General features: G+C 36.7%; 14 protein-coding genes. 1 reads left to right on the top strand and 13 read right to left on the bottom strand.

All coding sequences use genetic code 11. The features are described 5' to 3' along the window. Positions 1 to 18: 18 nt before the first annotated feature. The 13 genes from ACFQ39_RS05735 to ACFQ39_RS05675 form a co-directional block, all read right to left on the bottom strand. Positions 19 to 783, bottom strand: coding sequence for an SDR family NAD(P)-dependent oxidoreductase (locus ACFQ39_RS05735; RefSeq protein WP_377177033.1), 765 nt, complete (start codon positions 781 to 783; stop codon positions 19 to 21). 33 nt (positions 784 to 816) lie between these two features. Further along, complete coding sequence (locus tag ACFQ39_RS05730) at positions 817 to 2,112, bottom strand: MFS transporter (protein WP_377177032.1); 1,296 nt, start codon at positions 2,110 to 2,112, stop codon at positions 817 to 819. 98 nt (positions 2,113 to 2,210) lie between these two features. Beyond that, a complete protein-coding gene (locus tag ACFQ39_RS05725; protein ID WP_377177031.1) occupies positions 2,211 to 2,915 on the bottom strand; it encodes a FadR/GntR family transcriptional regulator in 705 nt (234 codons plus the stop codon). A gap of 167 nt (positions 2,916 to 3,082) precedes the next feature. Continuing rightward, the gene (locus ACFQ39_RS05720; protein ID WP_377177030.1) at positions 3,083 to 3,961 is read right to left on the bottom strand and encodes a polysaccharide lyase family 7 protein; all 879 of its coding nucleotides are present in this window, start codon (positions 3,959 to 3,961) and stop codon (positions 3,083 to 3,085) included. Positions 3,962 to 3,996: 35 nt separating this feature from the next. After that, positions 3,997 to 4,899 (bottom strand): polysaccharide lyase family 7 protein, encoded by a 903-nt coding sequence (locus ACFQ39_RS05715; RefSeq protein WP_377177029.1) that lies wholly within the window; start codon positions 4,897 to 4,899, stop codon positions 3,997 to 3,999. Positions 4,900 to 4,923: 24 nt separating this feature from the next. Next, positions 4,924 to 5,802 carry a PKD domain-containing protein gene (locus ACFQ39_RS05710; protein WP_377177028.1) on the bottom strand — a complete coding sequence of 293 codons (879 nt, stop codon included), beginning with the start codon at positions 5,800 to 5,802 and terminating at the stop codon, positions 4,924 to 4,926. Between the two features lie 19 nt (positions 5,803 to 5,821). Continuing rightward, on the bottom strand, positions 5,822 to 7,234 hold the full coding sequence (locus ACFQ39_RS05705) for a RagB/SusD family nutrient uptake outer membrane protein (protein ID WP_377177027.1): 1,413 nt from the start codon (positions 7,232 to 7,234) through the stop codon (positions 5,822 to 5,824). Positions 7,235 to 7,255: 21 nt separating this feature from the next. After that, positions 7,256 to 10,384 carry a SusC/RagA family TonB-linked outer membrane protein gene (locus tag ACFQ39_RS05700; RefSeq protein WP_377177026.1) on the bottom strand — a complete coding sequence of 1,043 codons (3,129 nt, stop codon included), beginning with the start codon at positions 10,382 to 10,384 and terminating at the stop codon, positions 7,256 to 7,258. A 346-nt stretch (positions 10,385 to 10,730) separates the two neighbouring features. Next, entirely contained in the window at positions 10,731 to 11,078 is a 348-nt protein-coding gene (locus ACFQ39_RS05695) for a cupin domain-containing protein (protein WP_377177025.1), read from the bottom strand. Between the two features lie 19 nt (positions 11,079 to 11,097). Beyond that, the gene (locus ACFQ39_RS05690; RefSeq protein WP_377177024.1) at positions 11,098 to 13,377 is read right to left on the bottom strand and encodes an alginate lyase family protein; all 2,280 of its coding nucleotides are present in this window, start codon (positions 13,375 to 13,377) and stop codon (positions 11,098 to 11,100) included. Beyond that, a complete protein-coding gene (locus tag ACFQ39_RS05685) occupies positions 13,377 to 15,716 on the bottom strand; it encodes a chondroitinase-B domain-containing protein (protein ID WP_377177023.1) in 2,340 nt (779 codons plus the stop codon). The genes ACFQ39_RS05690 and ACFQ39_RS05685 overlap by 1 nt, the downstream gene beginning before the upstream one ends. A 116-nt stretch (positions 15,717 to 15,832) precedes the next feature. Beyond that, positions 15,833 to 17,104, bottom strand: a complete 1,272-nt coding sequence (locus tag ACFQ39_RS05680; RefSeq protein WP_377177022.1) for an Nramp family divalent metal transporter — start codon at positions 17,102 to 17,104, stop codon at positions 15,833 to 15,835. An 81-nt stretch (positions 17,105 to 17,185) separates the two neighbouring features. Further along, the gene (locus ACFQ39_RS05675; protein WP_377177021.1) at positions 17,186 to 19,375 is read right to left on the bottom strand and encodes a heparinase II/III family protein; all 2,190 of its coding nucleotides are present in this window, start codon (positions 19,373 to 19,375) and stop codon (positions 17,186 to 17,188) included. Positions 19,376 to 19,588: 213 nt separating this feature from the next. On the opposite strand from ACFQ39_RS05675, the gene ACFQ39_RS05670 reads away from it, so the two are divergent. Continuing rightward, positions 19,589 to 20,296: a ribonuclease activity regulator RraA gene (locus tag ACFQ39_RS05670; protein WP_377177020.1), complete on the top strand. Its 708-nt coding sequence runs from the start codon at positions 19,589 to 19,591 to the stop codon at positions 20,294 to 20,296. The last annotated feature ends 98 nt before the right edge of the window (positions 20,297 to 20,394 follow it).

Below are 20,394 nucleotides of genomic sequence, written 5' to 3'. Positions count from 1 at the left end.
TGATTGCACTGAAATTAATTAGATCCCTAATGCTTGACCTCCACCAATTTGTATTGTTTCTGCTGTAATAAAGGAAGCGTCTTCGCTTGCCAAGAATGAAACAACAGCGGCCACTTCTTGTGGTTGTCCTAATCTTCCTAACAAAATGCTATTTTTCCATGTAGCAAAAACTTCTGGTTTCGTAGATTTAATCTGAGCATGGAAAGGTGTATCGATGGTTCCCGGAGAAACTGCATTTACTCTAATTCCATATTCAGCCAAATCTTTTGCCAAAGCTCTTGTTATCGCATGAACACCAGCTTTAGAAGTTCCGTAAATTCCGGCACCCGGCCCACCTGCATTCCAAGCGGCATTTGAGGTATAATTTATAATGGAAGCATTTTCTCCTTTTTTTAGGTAAGGGATTGCTGCCCTTGAGGCAAAAAATACTGAATCGAGGTTCAAAGCCATCACAAATCTGTAAAATTCAGTGGTCATTTCTTCAAATCTTGATCTTCCGCCTAAACCTCCTGCATTATTTACGAGCACATCAATTCTACCATACTTATCTCCAATGGCTTTGATGTTTTTTGTCACTGCTTCTTCGTTGGTCACGTCGAAACCATAATATTCTGCAGGAATTCCCTCAGCACTAAGTTCTTTTACCCTTTGAGCACCTGCTTCATCTTCTATTCCGTTCAACACGACTGTGTATCCGTCTTTGCCTAATCTTTTTGCAACTTCGAAACCAATTCCACCTGTGGCTCCAGTAATTACAGCTACTTTACCTTTTAAATTACTCATCACTTTTATTTTTAAATTGAATTACTCTATTTTTTATTCTTCTGTATTTTCTACTGATTTAATTTCTCTTGCGAAGAAATATATGGCACCCACACCCAGTGGCACAAAAATGGCTATGGCAATAAAAATTGGGGTATAAGAAACCTCTGCTATTCTAGGAACTAAGAAGTTCATGATAATCACAGAAAATACACCGATCATTCCGCCTAACCCAGCCAATGACCCAACTGATTTTCCATTGAATAAATCACTTGGTAAGGTCTGCACATTACCGATGGCAAATTGAAAACCAAATAACACCAGAAATACAATGGAAACAAATCGTTCAGGCGTTGTGGCATATACAACTGTTGCAATCAAACCGATTACCATGATCAGACCTCCGATCAGGATCGTTGTTTTTCTACCTTTATCAATAGAATTTGTGCTTGCGATAATTTTACCAGAAACATATCCACCGGCAATACTACCCAAAGCAGCTCCAACATAAGGAACCCAGGTAAACATACCTACTTCTTTTACATTAAAACCGTATACATCAAAAAGGTAAATCGGCATCCATCCCACGAACAACCACCAAATCGGTTCTAAAAAAAATCTTCCTACAACAATGGCCCATGATTCTCTGTGTGATAGAATTTCTTTTAAGCTCTTCCCTTTTGTATCCTCAGTAGCCTCTCTATCAGCTTTACTCTGACCTTCCAAAATATATTTTTGTTCTTCTGCCGTAATCCATGGATGTTTTTTTGGTCCGGCTTTATTGATCAATAACCAGGGTATGATCCACATGATCCCGAAAGAACCAATGATCATAAAAGTTACTCTCCATCCATAAGCCACATATAAAGAGGCAATTAAAGGTGGCGCAATCACAGAACCTACGGAGGCTCCTGCGTTAAACAAACCTTGTGCGATGGCTCTTTCTTTTATAGGAAACCATTCTGCATTGCTCTTTACACCGCCCGGCCAGTTTCCTGCCTCAGAAAGTCCCAAGGTAGATCTCCAAAAACTGATGGATAAAAATCCGCGGACAGTTGAGTGCATGAAGGAAGAAATTCCCCAAACTCCAATACTAATCACATAACCCAACCTCGTTCCAACTTTGTCAAAAAGTTTTCCAGAAAATAGCTGGCCTAGTGCATACGCTACCATGAAAATATTTAAAATGTTCCCATAATCATTTTTTGTAAGTCCTAATGAATTCGAAATTGATCCATCCAAATCTTCGTTACCCCACATAATTCCTAAGGCACTTCTGTCTATATAGTTGATGACCGTAGCAACGAATATCAATCCGATAATCCACCATCTTAATCCTTTTAATTTCATTTATCTTTTGGTTTTTAAAATTATTTATTGAAAACAACATGTTTTTTGCTGTTCCATCACAGTATAAAATTCAATGCTTTTTGGATTAGGATTTATGATTAACTTGTTTTGTAACAATATTGATACAAAGCATCAAAATGTAATTTCATTCTTACTTTTGCCAACTGGGGATTCTGTTGCTCAATGGCCTCATAGATATTTGAATGTTCTTCGATTGCCCTAACCGCCATTTTTTTATCGCAAACATGGTGTTTTTCAAAATTGGTGATGATCTCGGGTGTAATCATCAACATCAAAGTATTCAAAGTGCTGTTACCACTAGCCTCGGCAATTTTCAGATGAAATAATAAGTCTTCCTGCATGGCATCTTTTCCTTGCAATACCTTGTCTGCATAATCATCCAACGCCTTTTTAATTGCTCTTAATTGACCATCTGATCTTCTTATCGCTGCGAGCCGTACAGTTTTTAATTCTAACAATATCCTTGTTTCTACTAATGACTTAAAATCTGGATCTTCCAAGCGAAGAATATCATCTATCATACCGTTTAGAGCAATAATTCCAATATTCGCGACAAAAGTTCCACTTTGCGGAATTGATCGTAGTAAACCATAAAACTCTAATTTTTGGATCGCCTCCCTGATGTTGTTCCTACTCACACCAAATTTTTCGGATAACATTCTTTCTGAGGGCAGTTTATCACCAGGTTCCAGGTTCTTTTGATTAATTAAGTCTCTAATATTTGAAATGATCTCATTCTGAACTACTTTGTTATCATTCTTTGTCAATATTTCTAACTTCATGCTGTACGGTTTAATATTGGTTAACCAATTAAGTCTTTAAAATTAAGCATTTTATCTTATGACGAGAAATAAATTAAAATTAACTGGTCTTTAAAAGAAAAGACCAGCCAATTTTCACAAAAAATTAATTATAATCTATCTCTTTGGTACATTTTTATGCACAATTTTTAATGACTGACCTTGAGGTCGTAATATTTTACATAAGCAAAGGCATCCTTCTCTTTTGAAGCAAGGTAGTTTCCGGCTTTAAAATAATTTTCAAAAACTTCCCACTTCTCCAAAGAAACATCTTCTTTGATCCAAGCATCCTTTTCGTTCAGAATTACTTCCATTCTTCCTTTACTCGCAATAATTTCTAAGGTAAACAAATCGTTACCAACAAATTCCGGAAAGGTAAACCCTTCATCATCATCCCAAGCACTTACAGGCAACAACTCTTTTAAGGAAGCATCGGCATTTTTGACGACCTTACTTTTTACCCTAACCTTACCTTCTACCCAATATATTTTTAATATGGGTGGGGCATTATGATCTGGTGCCTCTATCAAATCCCGCTGTGCATCGGTTAATCTCCCGTGGATTTGCATCACGATTGTTCTGTGAGATTTCCCGTTTGCATCTTTAGAAATATCTGGTACCGCTAGTGTACCTTTCATTTTTCCTCCCTGAGTAAAAGTCCAGTTATCGCTATTGCTTCCCGGTGTCATTTGCTCCCTTAACTCTGTCCGTGAATAAGACGAATTCGCTGTTGAAGCATCAGGGTAGGTATAAAATACCAAAGCTCCCTCTACAGAATCATTGTAAAAAAAAGGTTTTAATAATGGATTCGTTGCATAATCTAATATTTCGGGCGGTGCGACTTCCGTTGGATTACCAATGGGTAAGGTCACTTTCCATTTGGCTAGGTCGATCTCAGGTAATTTGAAATCAAGCTCCTCGACCAGCTCGTCTTCTGCAACTTCGATTGGATCCATCATAGGATCATCCTTTTCTGCACAATTCACAAAAAGAAAACATGCCAAGAATGAAAATATAATTTTTATCAAAACACAAATTTTATTGACCGCTGTTGCGTCAATTGTTAATGACTCACTTCTAATTCAAAATATTTTACTGCAGCGTGGGCATCTTTGTCTTTGGTTTGGAAATAATTTCCCGCTTTGAAATAATTTTCAAAAATTTCCCATTTTTTAATACTCACATCATCATACACCGCAAATTCCTGGTTGTTTAATGAAACTACCATTTTCCCAGGTTCAACATTTACCTCCAATGTAAAGGGTCTAAAACCAACCTCTTGTTTAAAGGTGTACCCCTCATCATCTGTCCATGCCTCTTCATGCAATAGATCGTTACCAGATAAACCGGGGTCTTTTAAAACTTTCGTTTTTACCCTTACTTTACCATCCTGCCAATAAATTTTTAGCATCGGCGGCGCATTGTTATCTTTTTGGCCGATCAAATCACGCTGTTCATTTGTCAATCTACCGTGAATCTGCATCACAATCACCTTGTGGTAATTCCCATTTTTATCTTTAGTCACCTCATCCATGGCCAGTCTTCCCTTCATCCTGCCTCCTTGAGCAAAGGTCCAGTTGACACTATTGTCACCCGGAACCATTTGTTCTCTCAATTCTGATCTGGAATAGGAGGAGTTTGCCGTTGATGTATTTGGATAGGCATAAAACACGATTGCCCCAGAAGTGGAATCGTTATACATAAATGGTTTGAGTTCTTGGTTATTTGCATAATCCAAAATCTCCGGAGGGCCAACTTCGGTGGGTTTCCCCACCGGAATTGTAACCTTCCAATGACTTAGGTCTATTTCAGGTAATTTATACTTTTTACGTTTCTTTTTTTTGCTTTTTGACTTTTCTACTTTTTCTGAAGAATCCGCAGTTCCTTCATTTTGTTGTGCAGCCAACATATTGGTCATCAACAAGCTCAAAAAAGTGACTAAAAGATATTTTCTAAAATAGATCATAAAAACTCTAACTACTACTCAATATTATTCTTCTACGAGTTCAAGTGAAAACCCATCTGCTCTACACTCGACCACTTCATTTGTTATTAATATAGCGACCGTTGAATTTGCTCCAGTGTTAAATGGTAACTCTACCTTTACATAGGTGTCTGAAGATGTGTTATCAGTACCAATATGTGAGGCTAGTGTTGCTCCAGGTACTTGGCTCAAATCAGTAATTGATCCTCCAAGAACTGAAACTGTTAAGTTCCCTCCGGCTTCCTCTTTCATCGTATAGTAATAGATTAATTTATAATCCGTGTTTGGTGTAAGGGTTAATTCTTGATAACCAACTCTATCTCCCGCAGATGGAAACTTAGCGGCTTGCGAACCATCATAAACAGGGCTACTCGTAATCTGAATTACCCCTCCTAAATCCGTTCTCCAAGAATCTCTTCCGTCACCAGAGCCATCAGGAAGCGTACCATCTTCAAAACTACCTTCTAAAACAGGAGGTAATAATGCTGCAGGCGCTTCAGGTTCTATCACTTCAACTTCTTTTGTAACTGTACTCGTTACACCCAACTTATCACTAGCGGTTAAAGTTACCGAGAAGGTTCCTTCCCCAGGAAAAGTAAAAGAGGGTTCAAGTTCAGTTGAAGTATTGCCATCGCCAAAATCCCACAAATAATCTGTTGCGCTATTTGATAAATTAGAAAAAGTATAGGTCATCCAATCTGTGTCGCTTTGCATGGCGCCGAAATTTGCGCTTGGAGGTGTTTTATCCTCAATAGATCCTTCTTCAGGCAAATCAAACTCGAAGTAATCATCACATGATAAAAAGGACACCGAGGTAAGTATGGCAAGCAAGATTATTAAACCTTTGCTTTTGCCTAAGCTAAAATTTTTATTCGTTGTCATCATTTTTTAATTTTTTATACGATTAGTTATATCCTGGATTCTGTTGAAGTAACCCATTGCTTATTCCAATCTCTGCTTGTGGTATAGGTAATAACAGATCTGTAGATTGGAAATTATAGCCATTGTCTACAGAGAAACTAGACAAAACCTCTTGTGCTACGCCAAAACGAACTAAATCAAAAAAACGTTGATTTTCAAAAGCGAGCTCCACTCTTCTTTCATCGAGTAATTCTTGTTTGGTAATACTCGTAACTGGATCTGTAAAACCAGCTCTATCGCGCACTTTTTGAAAGGATGAAAGCGCGGCTGCAGCAGAAGTAGATGATCCACCTGCCATAATCGCTTCAACGTGCATCAACAAGACATCTGCATAACGCAAAACAATCCAGTCATTTCCTGCCAATCTAGGGTCAGATGCATAATCTGGTCCTAGTTCTCCATTTGGAAAATATTTTGCGACCTGATATTGTGTAGGTTGATCTACATCCTGACGGTAAGAGTATTGTGTTCTTTCACCGCCCATTGCATCAAGCGCAGCTCTTGCTTCTGTGGTGACATAATTAACCCCTACTGTTCTTCCCACAGCATTTAACCACTCAGCAGAAAAGTTCTGACTGTCGTCTGATAAATTTGGTAAATACTCAATGGCGAAAATGATTTCAGAGTTTCTCTCCTTATAAAATACGTCGTTAAAATTGGACTGAAGGGCAAAACCACCTTGCATAACAGATTCCAACAATACTTGAGCGTCTGTATAATTGCCTAAAGTTAAATGTACTTTAGCCAATAGCGCTTGTGCGCCTGCTCTCGAAGCTTTGGGTATATAATTATTGTCCAAACTTACCACCGCTGTTTCTAAATCAGATATAATAAAGTCGTAAATACTACTTGCACTAACCCTTGTAAATTGAACCTCCTTTTCTAAAGGACTTACAACTCTATCGATTAATGGAATATCTCCAAATAATCGCACCAAGTTGAAATAAGCATAGGCACGTAAGAATTTTGCTTCTCCTTCAAATTTAGCTCTGTTTGCATCGCTTGCATTATCCAGGTTTTCTATTACTACATTGGCTCTATAAATTACATTATAAAAACTTCTGTAGTAATCATAAACAATACCGTTCACCGCTTGTACATCATAACTTTCAAACTGAGCCGCTTCTCCTTCTTGACTTTTAGTTCTCGTGTTATCACTGCGCATCTCTGTTAGGTAATACTCAACTTGGGTACTGTGATTGTCGTTTGAAGAGGTAGAATTCTCTCCTTGCAAACCGTCGTAAATATTGATGACCCCTTTTTCCAATTCCTGGTCATTTCTATAATAATCTTCCCCACTTACTGCAGAAATGGGCGCAGGCTCTAAAAAGTCTTCATCGCAAGAAAGCATAAAGAAAACCAATAAAAGCACTGTGATATATTTTATTTGTTTCATAATACTAATTTTAAACATTAATTAAAAATCTAGGTTTAGACCAATCGATATTGTTCTAAAAATTGGCGAACCAGCTCTTTGATAACCATAGGCCGTTGGGCTCGTATTGTCAATAGATTCAGGGTTGAATCCAGTATAATCGTCTGCCGTCAAATACATCAAATTTTGTCCGGCTGCATATATTCTTGCATTTGTAAACACATTACCTCTACTTGTCCAATCTTTTGGAAAATTGAAGCCAATATTTACGTTACGCAATGCGATATAGGAAGCATCTTGAACAATATCGTTAGTAAAGATCTTTTCTTTGATAAAACCTTGATCTGGAGTAGTGTTGGGATCAAAATCCTGTGAACTTCCGAAATGATTGAACAAATACTGATCTCCCATGTTTCTAATTTCAGCACCATGACTTCCTTGGAACATAAAGCTAATATCGAAGGATCCGATAGTAAAGTTATTGGTGATACTCCAAATAAAATCAGGATATGGATTACCAATAATCGCTTTGTCATCATCATCAATTAATCCATCACCGTTCAAATCTTTTACATAAACATCTTGTGGTTCAGCACCAATGGGGTGATAAGGGTCTCTGATATATTCGGTAGGAATATCTCTATCGACCACCCAGCCATAAAAAGAAGAAATAGGGTTCCCTTCTAAATTGATCCATTCAGCAGCTCTTTTGGTATCAACATTCTGAATTTGACCGTTGGAAGCTGCAAAATCTGTCAAAGTATTTTCATTATGTGAGGCGATAAATGCTGTGTTCCAGCTGAAATTTTCTTTAGTAATCCATCTCACTCTTAATTCTACTTCAAAACCTTCGTTTTGTACTTCCCCTAAGTTTACCAAAGCTTCGGTAAAACCAGTTGTGGCAGAAATTGGATTGTTCAATAACAATTGGTCACTTGTTCTTTTGTAATAATCTACCGAACCTGAAACAACATTGTTATAAAAACCGAAATCAATACCAGGGTTAATCTCGACTGATCTTTCCCATTGTAAATCAGGATTAGCAATATTTATCGGGTTAAAACCACCAGCCAAAGCACCATTTATCACTGCCGTAGAAGCGTCTAACAATGGCAAATAAGGATAATTATCGATCATAGCATCTCCGGTTGAGATGGTATTATTACCGTCAGAAACATTTGGATTTACATTACCTGTATTTAATCGGTCGTTACCTGTGACCCCCCAAGAAAATCTAAATTTTAAGTTACTAATGGCTTTGCTGTTTTCTAGAAACGCTTCGTTACTTACGTTCCAACCTACTGAGGCTGCCGGGAAATTACCGTATTTATAATTGCTTCCAAAAATTGAGCTGCCATCTCGTCTTATACTAAAAGAAGCTAAATATCGGTTATCATAAGCGTAGTTTACCCTTCCAACATAAGACAAAAGTCTTTTTTCATATTCGAATTGAGTTGCAGACGATATTAAAGTTGCATTATTTATTGATTGTACTAAATCAGAATCATAACCTGTACCCGTCATAGAAGAATAGTCATTTTTCCATCCTTCTGCAGAAATACCTGCGATAGCGCTGATCTCACTTTTTCCGAATTCTTTGTTGTACGATAAAAAGTTATCCCAAACCAAGTGAATGGTGTTGTGTTGTATAAAATCTGATTGTGCCGCTGCTGCGCCATTTCTACTAGCCAAAACACCTTGCCATCTTGTTCTTTTTGTGTTTTGGAAATCTCCTGCAAAATTAGTTCTGAAATTTAAATCATCCGTAATGTTCCATTGTCCATAAGCACTACCATAGAGTTTGAATTTAAAATCTCTTCTTTCTCTTTCTAATACTTTCGCCGCAGGGTTGGTATTAGAGGTATCGCTAATATCCGTTCCGCTACCCGTACTTGGCATTCCGTTTTCTAAATCATAATCATCAAACATACGCTGCACGGCATAATCTCCGATTTTGGCGTCGGCATAAGCACCACCCTCTCTTGTTCTGTTGACAAACTGGATGTTATATTCATCAAGATATAATGGCAACCAAGGTGGTTGTCTTAAAATATCATGTGTAGATCCGTCAAATCTTCTCGTATTTGTGTAAGATGGTGTTAAACTAACTCCAGTAGAAAACTTATCGCTTAATTTAGTGTCAACACGTAGATTCAGATTGTATTTTTTGAAATCATCCGTTAACAAAACACCTTCGTCATGTAAATAACTAAAAGATGTCGAGAATTTAGTTTTTTCACTACCACCGCGCACACTTAATGCATAGTTGGTGATAAAACCACCATCGAAAATAACATCTTGCCAGTCTCTGTCAGTACCAATCAATTGCATGTATCTGGTCTTGTCTGATAGAGATCCTGTCTCAGCTAATTCTCTTTCTGCTGTTTCTGCAACAGAGAAATAATATGAGTCACTTTGTCGAGCACTTTTGTAACCACCATATGTATTAAAGCTAAACTTTGTTCTTCCTTCTTTACCTCTTTTTGTTGTAATCATAATTACACCATTACCCCCACGAGATCCAAAAATAGAAGCAGAAGCAGCATCTTTTAATACTTCAAAGGATTCAACATCATTCATATCCATAGACCCTAAGAAATCTGAATCTACCACAGCACCATCGACAACCACTAATGGCCCTGAATCTCCTGTAATAGAACCTGTACCTCTAATTCTAATAGTAGGAGCAGAACCTGCTTCTCCGCTTGTTTGTTGAATATTTACCCCTGACACTTGTCCGACAAGAGCATCATCTACCCTAGCAACAGGAATTTGGTCGAGTTCTTCGTTTACTACTTTAGAAATAGATCCTGTTAAATGAGACTTTTTAGAGGTACCATAACCAATAACAACAACCTCATCTAATTGATTGGCATCTTCTTGTAAGGTAACATTGATGGTTCTTTGACCATTTACAATAACAGTCTGACTAGTAAAACCGATATAGGAAAACTGTAAGACATCCCCGTTTTTCACTTCAAGGCTGTAATTCCCATCAAAATCTGTCGTCACACCTTGTGTAGAATTCACGATAATTACATTCACTCCAGGTATGGGTTCGTTATCTACCCCCGTTATTACTGTACCTGAAACAATGAAACTATCCTGAGCAAATAAAGAAATGTTGAGTAGCAACATCCCTAAGAGCATTAGTTTCGTTTTTAATTTCATAATTAATTTTATTTAGTTCAAAATATGTTAAATAAGCCAGCCTCAAAATAGAGTCCTCCATATTGAAGCTTTGGTAATTAAACACTTACCCTTCTAACATTCTCCACTAAATAAAATTGATTATATTTGTAGAACATGTTATTTAGAATAAATGCATGTAACGAGAACTTCCCTCGACACGAAGTAACTCATTGATTAGGACAGGCGGACACCTGTCCTTTTTTATTTATGTTATTTTGCTCGCTTAATTGGTTTTCCACACTGGTTAACCAATTTGGTTTACCAAATGTATGCTATTTTACCAATTAAAAAAACTTTCTTAACATTTTTTTTAGTTTTAGCGATTTTATTGCATAAAATCCTCACGGATTGGGCTAAATACATCTATTAAAATACCTTTTTTTGTACAGGTAGCTCCATGAAGTACATGTGGTGGAATGTATACTGAATCGCCTTCTTTTACCGTTTTGGTCTTTCCTCCAATTGTAAAATCAAATTCTCCACTTGCTACATAGGTTGTCTGAGAATGGTAATGTTCGTGTTCATACCCAATTCCTCCCTCATCAAAGAGCACTTTTACCAACATGATTTTATCATCATATCCCATAATTTTACGTTTAACTCCTTCTCCTACAACCTCCCAGTCTTGGTCTGCATCTAATAAAAACTCTTTACTCGCTCCAAATGATTTCATTTTATTCTAATTTTAATGATTAATTCTTTTCTACTAATAAATATGGCCCTTTCCAGGTATATTCCTTATTCTCTATATTCAATTTATGCGCGGCATCTTTATCACTGTTTTGATTTGATATGATAAAAATGTCGGATTTTTCGTTATTCGTATCAATTTGAACCGCCGTATAGTCTTCAGAATCTAATAAAACTTCAATGTTTTTGATATTACTATAGGCATTTACAGCAAATTCTGAAACCGGGCTGTAGGTTCCATGAGATTCAATGGTCGATACGAACAAGGTGTTTTTTGTGTTCTTTTTTCGCAAGATCAGGGTTGGGTCTGTTCTAAGATTATATTCCGGGTCATTTGCCCCAATTCTTGCCAAAAGGATTTCATCATTTTTAGCAGTAACGAAAGTATAGGAATAAAACTTGTTATTGAGTAACCAATTTAATTTCAGATTACCTCCCTTAGAAACTGCCGAAGCTTCCTTATATAAATGTTGATAACCATTACTCTTTCCTAATATTTCTGGTACTTCCAATTTTGAATACTCAAAATTGGTTTGCATCATCTGTCCTAAATAGTAAAACGGTAAATCGTATTGGTTTGCCTTCTCAGCTTCTACGCGCATCACATCCAATACATAGGGGTTTTCATAATCAGGATCCTCGATCAATACCATGGTTCTTTGCCATTTGGTTCCTGGATATGCATTTACTTCTTTGGCACTTGCCACTTGCACACTTTCGTTCTCCGAGTCAAAGAAATATCTTTCTGAATGATGCTGACTTCCCAAGTCATATTTTCCTTCAAAATGAGAGGTCTCATTTTGTACCAATGCATTATGAGCGATGGTTTGTTTTGCCCAGGTTTTGTTTTCTTTTAAATAGTTTCCTCCTCCTTTTTGTTCTATATTGACAAAACGTGCTAATCCGTAATCCTGAACAACTTCGTCTCCTTCATCAAATAATGAATACGATAACTTATCAAAATGCCCATGACTTAATCCATGTGCGGTATATTTAAAAACCAATTCTAAATCTCCACTTCTCAAAATGCCAACCGCCCCTTCATCGCCATTGGCGCCATCAGCTAATTCTATCGATTTTTTAATAAACGGTTTCGTCTTTCCGTTTTTTATCCCAAGTGCTACAGCCAGGCCGGCATCATCCAATGTTACATTCCCTTGCTTTTCGGCAATGCTCAATAATTCAGGCTTATTTCCACCAAATTTGTACGCAATATCAACAGCAGAAACCAAATATCTCGAATCATAAGACATTCCTTTTTGTGCATCATTTAGCAAGAAGAATTCTCCATCAACATCTGAAAGATTGATCAAAGCATTGACACTTTTTATGAGTACACTGTCTTTATATTGAAACACCTGTAATTCCGGTTTTTTATTTTGTAGCGCCTGAGCAAAAATCAAAAAAGGATAGGAAGCATAACGCTGGTAATAAGGCCCTTCTGTAAAATACCCATCCGGAGAAAAGGGTTCATCGAGATTGGCAAAAAACCCGATTTTTCCATCCTTATTGATATAACCACCATCATTATCTTTTTCATTGGGATCGAGCCTAATATCCTTTATACCGTACAATGCGCGTTGCAGTAGACTTACGTCTTCCATTACCAAGGCAATCATGCCTACCGCCACATTTCCCCAGGTACTGTGATTATGTACTCGGTTGAAGAATTTTGGATTGCCTATAGAAATATAATCTGCAAAGGGCCTGAAAAGTTCTGTTTCTAAGGTATTTCGCTCTTCTTCTGTCAGATAATTGTAAATGCAATCATAGGCCTGACTTGTATAGACCAACCAATTTGAATCGTTTAAACACTGCCAGAAAATTTTCCCTCTGGCATATGATCTGGTTTGTGGATGAGGAGGCAGGGTAGGATATAATTCTGCATAAGCAAACAACATGTCTTTGATATATCTCGCATATTTTTCATCATTTAAAATTTGATAAAGCACTCCCGCTTTTTGCATGATCAAATGATTTCTTTTGTGTCTTTCGTGGGTATAACCCCCGGAATAATCTTTTGGGATGGGAACTTGAATTCCAAGTTCAATTTCTGCATCAACTTCTGACTTTGTCGCTTCCAATGATTCGTCAAAAATTGGCACCTTCCCTAAATTGGCTCGGATATCCTTAATGCCTTGTTTAGTCAAGATGAGGCTTGGATGATCGCTCTCTTGTGCCATTGTATCTGCTTCAGAATTAGTTTTTTCTCCACAGGAAATCACCAATGAAGTTATTATCAATAGCCACAATATCAATTCTATGCTTTTTATTCCTTTCATTATTCTCTATCAGTAATTACACCTAAATCTAATCCTTCTGTGCCTTTGCCTTTTAAAGGTGAATTTTCAGATAAATTTAGGGTTCCTTCTTTAAAATCGGGGTTTAAATTCCAAAGGTTTTTAAAATTATATTTTTGATCTCCTGTGACTTCTATTTCTTCAGAATTATAAAAATCATTATTCAAGACATTTACAATAGGCTCACCAACCACCAAATGCATTTTAAGGGCCAAGGTATTGTTAAATATATTATTATATATATCGTTTACCTGCACACCATATAATGAAATGGCTGCGTTATATTTATTCTTTTTGCCATAACCCACATGATCAAAAACGTTGTGGTCTATTTCTAAAAACGGACCAAAAGTACTTTCGTCTGTTCCACCTCTATACAATCTCAGCGCAGTTCCTTGGATATCAGAAAAAAAATTGTTTTTCATGATCAAATATTCGACGTTGTACGCGCCTAAATCCTCCATTTCTGCATCTAAGGCCGCAATATGACCCGATATATTTCTGAATGTAGAATTTTGAATACTGATGGTATCTGCAAATGTACCCTTAGAAATTCTTATGACATCAAAAGAATGGTTCACTACCAGATCAGTAAATTCACAACGATCAATAAATAATTTATAGTTTTCTGTCATGGAATTCTTACTTGTGCTGATGACAGAATTACCGGCATAATCAGGAGATCTGGCTCCGTCAAATGTTATGTTTTCTAAAGATAGACTTCCACCATTCTGAATTTCGAAAGCCATCATTCTTTCAAACAAAATTGTTGCTTTTTCAGTTCCTGTTGTTTTAAAGGTTAAAGGATGAGATATATTGGCAGCTTTGGTCAAAACATACGTTCCTCCAGACTTCAATTCTATTATATCTCCGGGGTTTGATTGTAGCGCAGCATTGGCAATTGTATTGATCCCCGGATCTACTGCAATTGTTTTTCCCGAATTTAACGCCACTGTTTCATCAGTTTTTGAATACCAATCCGTTCCAGTATTCTCTTTGGTCGCAATATTCGGACTTATTTCTACCTTTATTTGATCTGAAACCGGCACTAAAAAGCCCTGCTCATTTTTAAGCAATTCAAATTCAGATTTCTTAAAGCCTTGTGCTATCCCGGTCTCAATATTTTTACTTGTAATGTTATTTTCAAATGTAATCCCACTGATGTCATCATAAACCGTAAACAAATCGCTTTTAGATTCATGATAAAAAATATTCTCCGAGATCTCAGAAGTTGCAGGTGGCTGACTTCTCTCTGCATCACTACCGGCACATAGTTGAATATGATCACAATTGACAAAGGTATTGTGTTTTACTTTGGAATCTGTCACAGGCACATAACGATTAGGTGGAGAATCCGGCACACCGTTCATCATCACAAAAGCTCCTCTAAATCGATATCCTGTCAAACCTATGTGGTAGTTATTGATCACCGTTTGAGATTCATTAATAACGCGAACACCCCCTGTACTTGGTTTGCCATTACCAATAAAAACATTTCCTTCAACCCATGTTTCATTTCCATGACGCATGGTTAATGTTCCAGTACATTCAAAAAATGTATTGTACTTAAAAGTATTCTGACAGGATTTATTTGATATGATCTCATGTTCACCATTACATCTGTCAAAATAGTTAGATTCTACCAAAGTATTAGAATTCTCCAGGGCATGATGACTGGTTCCTATTCTTAACGTTTCACCTCCATTATTTCCAAAGGTTGGACGTGGTCCAAAATAGTTATGGTCTATTTTATGGTGATTCTCTCGACTGCCTTCAGTATCCAAACCAACGATCATAGTGACACCCAGATTTTTTTTACCGGTCAAATGATTGTGATCGATTCGGTTATTTTTTCCATATATGGTCACCCAATAATCTTGAACCTGACGCTCAGGATTAGTATAATTATCAATAACGCATTCAGTTAAACGGCTATTATTTGCCAATTCATCCTTGTTCTTCCTAAAAGAAATGACAGCATTTGTTGGCGTATACCCATTTTTAAAAACAAGTCCTTCCACAATCAAATATTCTCCGGCAATTTGAAGATTGGATTCTCCTTCTAAGGTCACTTTTCCTTTTTCTTCAACAGTTAATTTAATAGGCCGGTCTTCAGTTCCTTTTCCTTCAAAAACAAGTTCAGTATCTCTCCAAACTCCATTAGATAAAATGATGATATCTCCCGGTTTTGCTTCAGAAACAGCAGCGTTGAATTCCGTAATGTTCTTTATGAGCTTTCCACTTTGCCCTTGATCTTTACAGGAAATAATGAGGGTGGATAGCAGGAAAAGTCCGATAAAAAGTCTGAATTGTTTGCTCATTATAATTGGTTAACCAGTTTGGTTTACCAAATATATAGCTATTTATTTAGGAAACAAATAAATGTATACAAAATTAATCTAAAACGATGTTAGATTAACATTGATAACATCTTATCCTAAAAATAATCGATCAGTGCCAGGATGCCATTATAAGAAATAACGCAAGAGAAAAACAGCGCCGCAAACAAGCCTATATTCACCCACAGATTGGTTTTATAGCCTTTCATCACTTTTTTATTGTTGACCATTAAAATGATTCCGAGAACAACAATTGGCAGAACAAAAACATTAAATACTTGAGACATTATTTGCATCTCTATTGGGTTAGCCCCAAATACGGGGACAATTAAAGCAACAAGACAAGCGAAAAAGGTTATAATTCTAAATTGACGAGAATTGGTGTCTAATTCCCCCGATTGATAATCTGCCAATAACATCGGTGCAATTAACAGGCATGGGAAGATGGATGATAATCCTGCACTTAATGTTCCAAAAAAGAAAATAGTAACTGCAAATTTTCCAGCAACAGGCTCGAGTGTGTTCGCCATATCCAATACTTGGGTTACCGGCTTTCCTTGATAAAAAAGTGCTCCGCAGGCTACTGCCATCACAGAACCACTGATCAGAAATACCAAAATTGCAGCGGTGATGGCATCTTTCTTTTGCTGATCAAGGTTTTTAATGGTCCACCCTTTTCCTTTTACAAATAGAGGTCTAGACAAAAATGTTGCTGCAGCCATTGTGGTTCCTACAAAAGCGGCCACCATCATTTTCCCTCCAGGAACTTGAGGCACTGAAGGGATTAAGCCTTCAATAACTTGAACAGGAAGTGGATGTACGAAGAATAGTGAAATGATAAATGACAAACCCATAATGGTAACAAATACCACTAATATTTTTTCGAAGAAAGAATATTTCCCAACCAGCATTAAGGCATAAAAAACAGCGATGATAAAAATGGCGACACCCAGCACTGTTTCGTACTTATAGGGAACCAATTGTTCGATATAAATAGCTGCCAACTCATAAATAATATTGGCGGAAATACCGAGAATCCCCATCAATGAATTCCATTGGCCTAAGGATATTCCGATGATAATTAAAATCGCCAAAATCTTCCCTCCTTTAATGTGTTTCTTAAAACCGTATAGTGCGGTTTCGCCAGAAATGAGCGCATAGTTTCCATACGCAAACATGAGAATACCGGAAAACAAGCAACTTAAAAAAAGAACCCAAAGTAATTGCATACCATAGGTACTTCCTGCGACAATCATAGAAGTTACACTTCCCGTGCCAATGGTATAACCAATGGCAAATATGCCTGGTCCAAAACCCAATACAATCGCGATAATTTTTTTAAAAAGGGAATTTCTGTTATTGGTTGACATATTTTTGGCGATTACCGGTTGATCTGGTTATAATAAAGTTCATCTTTCTATCAGAAAGATCGTTGTAATGCAGAAACGATTTTATATATTTTTTGTGATAGTGTATTGTCCTTCAGCTCTATCCAAAAATTGTATTTCTAATTCTCCATCTGTAGAATCTATTAATACATCAACCATCTCTTTAAATTCAATCTTAGATTCTTCGAATTGCAATGTTTTTACCGAAAAGAAAATGGATATTTCCCCTTTGGTCAAAGAGAGAGTCTCTAAAGCGTTACTTTCCCATTTGGAGTTGTTGATTTTCCATCCATACAATTGTGGATTTTGATTCTCTTCATCTATTCGTTTATCAAATGTATCAAAAGGAAAAATGACGGTAATGAAACTAAAATTTTCCATTCCTTTTTTTGAAACAACGGACCATTGTTTACCCCTTTGTCCATCCGTTTTTACCTCGTCCGTATTTTTTAGTTGATAAATATCTAAGCCTGAACCATCGTCGAATGTCGTTCTAATCAAGTTCGGCGCATTTTCAACACTAAAATGTCCTTGCCAAACTTGTTTATAGGTATGAGATTTATCTGATTTAAAATTATCCTTTACAATCCAAAAATGATTTTTTACATTGATTACCTGACGCGAATAATCCACTCCTATATTTTCGAATCCGTCATGACTGCCCACAAAAACATCCATATTCTCATTGGTTTGCCATGATACAACTTTTGGATTTGGGAGCTCCTTAAATTTTCCAAAACCACTTCCTCCTTTATTAGAAGTATATTGTTTCCCTTGCAACTCATCATTTACCAAAGCTACATTTTTGGTCATGGAATTTTTGAACAATTCCAAATCTGGCAAATAATACCTTACCTGATAATTTGGCAAGACAACTTTCCCATTTGCCATAGCTTGAATTCCTAAAATATCACCATGTTGATGATCTGGTTTTAAATCATCCAATCCTGCAGAAATCATCATCATATGATCATTAAAATTCCAACCATCCCGCATCACATAATAACCGGTCGTAGGAAAATCCAAAGACTTATATTGTGGTTGTCTCGTTACAATATTAGCTAGCATTTTTAATTGGGTATCGCTTAAATACCAGTACATATTTGATTCCACCTCATTGTTGGCAAAATATCCCATTTCAGCATCGGCAAAAAGCAAATACCCTAATGTCAATGCCCCGGAAATATCGTTTTTTTCTGACCAAGGATCATCCGTGTCATCAGATAAAACAGGTGCAGATTTATCGGGATAGGCAATTTTACAGAGCGTGGTAAAAAGTGATTTTAATTTATTCTCCCAGAAGTCGCTCACTTCTAAATTACTTGTTTTAGCCAATTGATAGACATAATAATAATTATCGATATCGCTCATATGATAGTGAACTGTTCTTTCGAACTGGAAGCCATCATCATTGATCTCTTTTGATAAATGCTCCTCCAACAGTTTCATGGCATGTGTATACCAAATTTCAGTACCGTCAAAATCTCTCAATAAGATAGAAACCATTGCTAAAGCAGATAAACCTCTTGTTTGATGATTTCCTGAAACAAATTCCTGGTTCGTTTCAAACAAATGAGCTCCGTGTTGCAGAAGCGTTGCAATTGTTCTGAGTTGATCTTCATCCGAGTAATTTTCTTGCCCTAAAAACATGTTGTGAATTTGAAGCCAATTTAAAATGCGATAACCAGATCTAAATGCTTCATAAACGCCATTACCATCTTCAATTTTTTCATACTTGCCCAACTCCAATGCAGTGCTTAAAGATTGCTGTTGATCTTTGAAATATTGAATATATTTCGGGTTTCGATTTTGGTAATTGTAATAAAATGCAATGTCAACCATTTTATGTTGCCGAGCCAAATGACGCAGGGCATATGCATTTAAAGGCTCACCAAAAAGATAGTTAAAAGGTAATTTCCATTGTGTGGAACCGTTGTATTTGGCCATATGGTCTAAAGCTCTCTCGGTATGCCCTATCTCTGCCAAAGGGTAAATTTCTTTATAGGATTGAAAACGCTGATCAAAATTTCTCCAATCGTAAAAATATCGTTCTGAGAATTTTTCTCTGAAATATTGAGCCAATTCAGCCTCAGAAAGTTCTCCTTTTTTGGTAAATCCCTTTTTAACTTCAGGCTTTAAATAGCCCGATAATTTATCAGGAGAAATAATTTTTCCCGAAGGAATCTTTTGAGCAAAAACTGTGTTGCTCCATCCTAAAATGACAAATATTAAAATTATTCTTATCGTTTTCATAATAGGTGTATTCACATGCAATATCTTTATTTTTTGATGTCGGAAGCCAAAATTTCTATGCCCAAAATTCTAATTTTGAACAATCATTTTCATTGTAAAAGAACCAAATGATAACCTGCATTTAAAATTGGTTTACCAATTTGGTTTACCAAATATATGTATATTTGTTTGTATAACCCATTCTTTTTATCAAGAATTCACAATACACTATATATGTCTTCCATTTCTTCTACAACCAGAGAAAAACTTAAAAAAATAAGCACTGCCACCATCGCCACTTGTCTGTTCAAAAAAGGATTGCGAAATCAAGCCATACAAAATGTTTTTCCGGTAAACTCAGGTAAGGGTACAATGGTAGGTGAAGCTTTTACACTGCGGTATATTCCTGCCAGGGAAGACCTCAATCCGATCAGTGTTTTTCAAGATCCAAAACATCCGCAAAGAGTAGCCGTTGAAACTTGTCCGGAAGGTGCCGTACTCGTCATTGATAGTCGAAAGGATGCCAGAGCCGCCTCTGCGGGTTCTATTTTAATCACTCGTTTAATGGTTCGCGGTGCAGCGGGCATAGTTACTGATGGCGGTTTTAGAGATTCTGAAGAAATAGGACAACTACCTTTTCCTGCTTACCATCAAAGACCCTCGGCACCAACGAATCTAACTCTTCATCAGGCTTTGGATATCAATGTCCCCATTGCTTGCGGAGATGTAGCTGTATATCCTGGTGATATCATTGTAGGCGATGCAGACGGGGTTATGGTGATTCCAAAAGAAATTGTTGAGGATGTGGTACTGGAATGTGAATCGATGACGATGTATGAAGATTGGGTATTGGAAAAGGTAAGGAAGGGCGAGTCTATTATCGGTTTATATCCTTTAACAAACCCTGTTTTAAAAGAGGAATACAGTAAAATGTCTAAATGATTTTATAAAAAAATTAAATTTACAAGTAACTATTACGAATTAATTTTTGGGTTTTTCTTTGAGGATAATATTTTTTTGTTTAACTTCGCCATTAAATA

Source organism: Namhaeicola litoreus (genome assembly GCF_042679565.1).
Classification (GTDB): Bacteria; Bacteroidota; Bacteroidia; order Flavobacteriales; family Flavobacteriaceae; genus Namhaeicola; species Namhaeicola litoreus.
The sequence above is the reverse complement of the archived record's forward strand: the minus strand, read 5'-3'. Positions and strand labels throughout refer to the sequence as shown.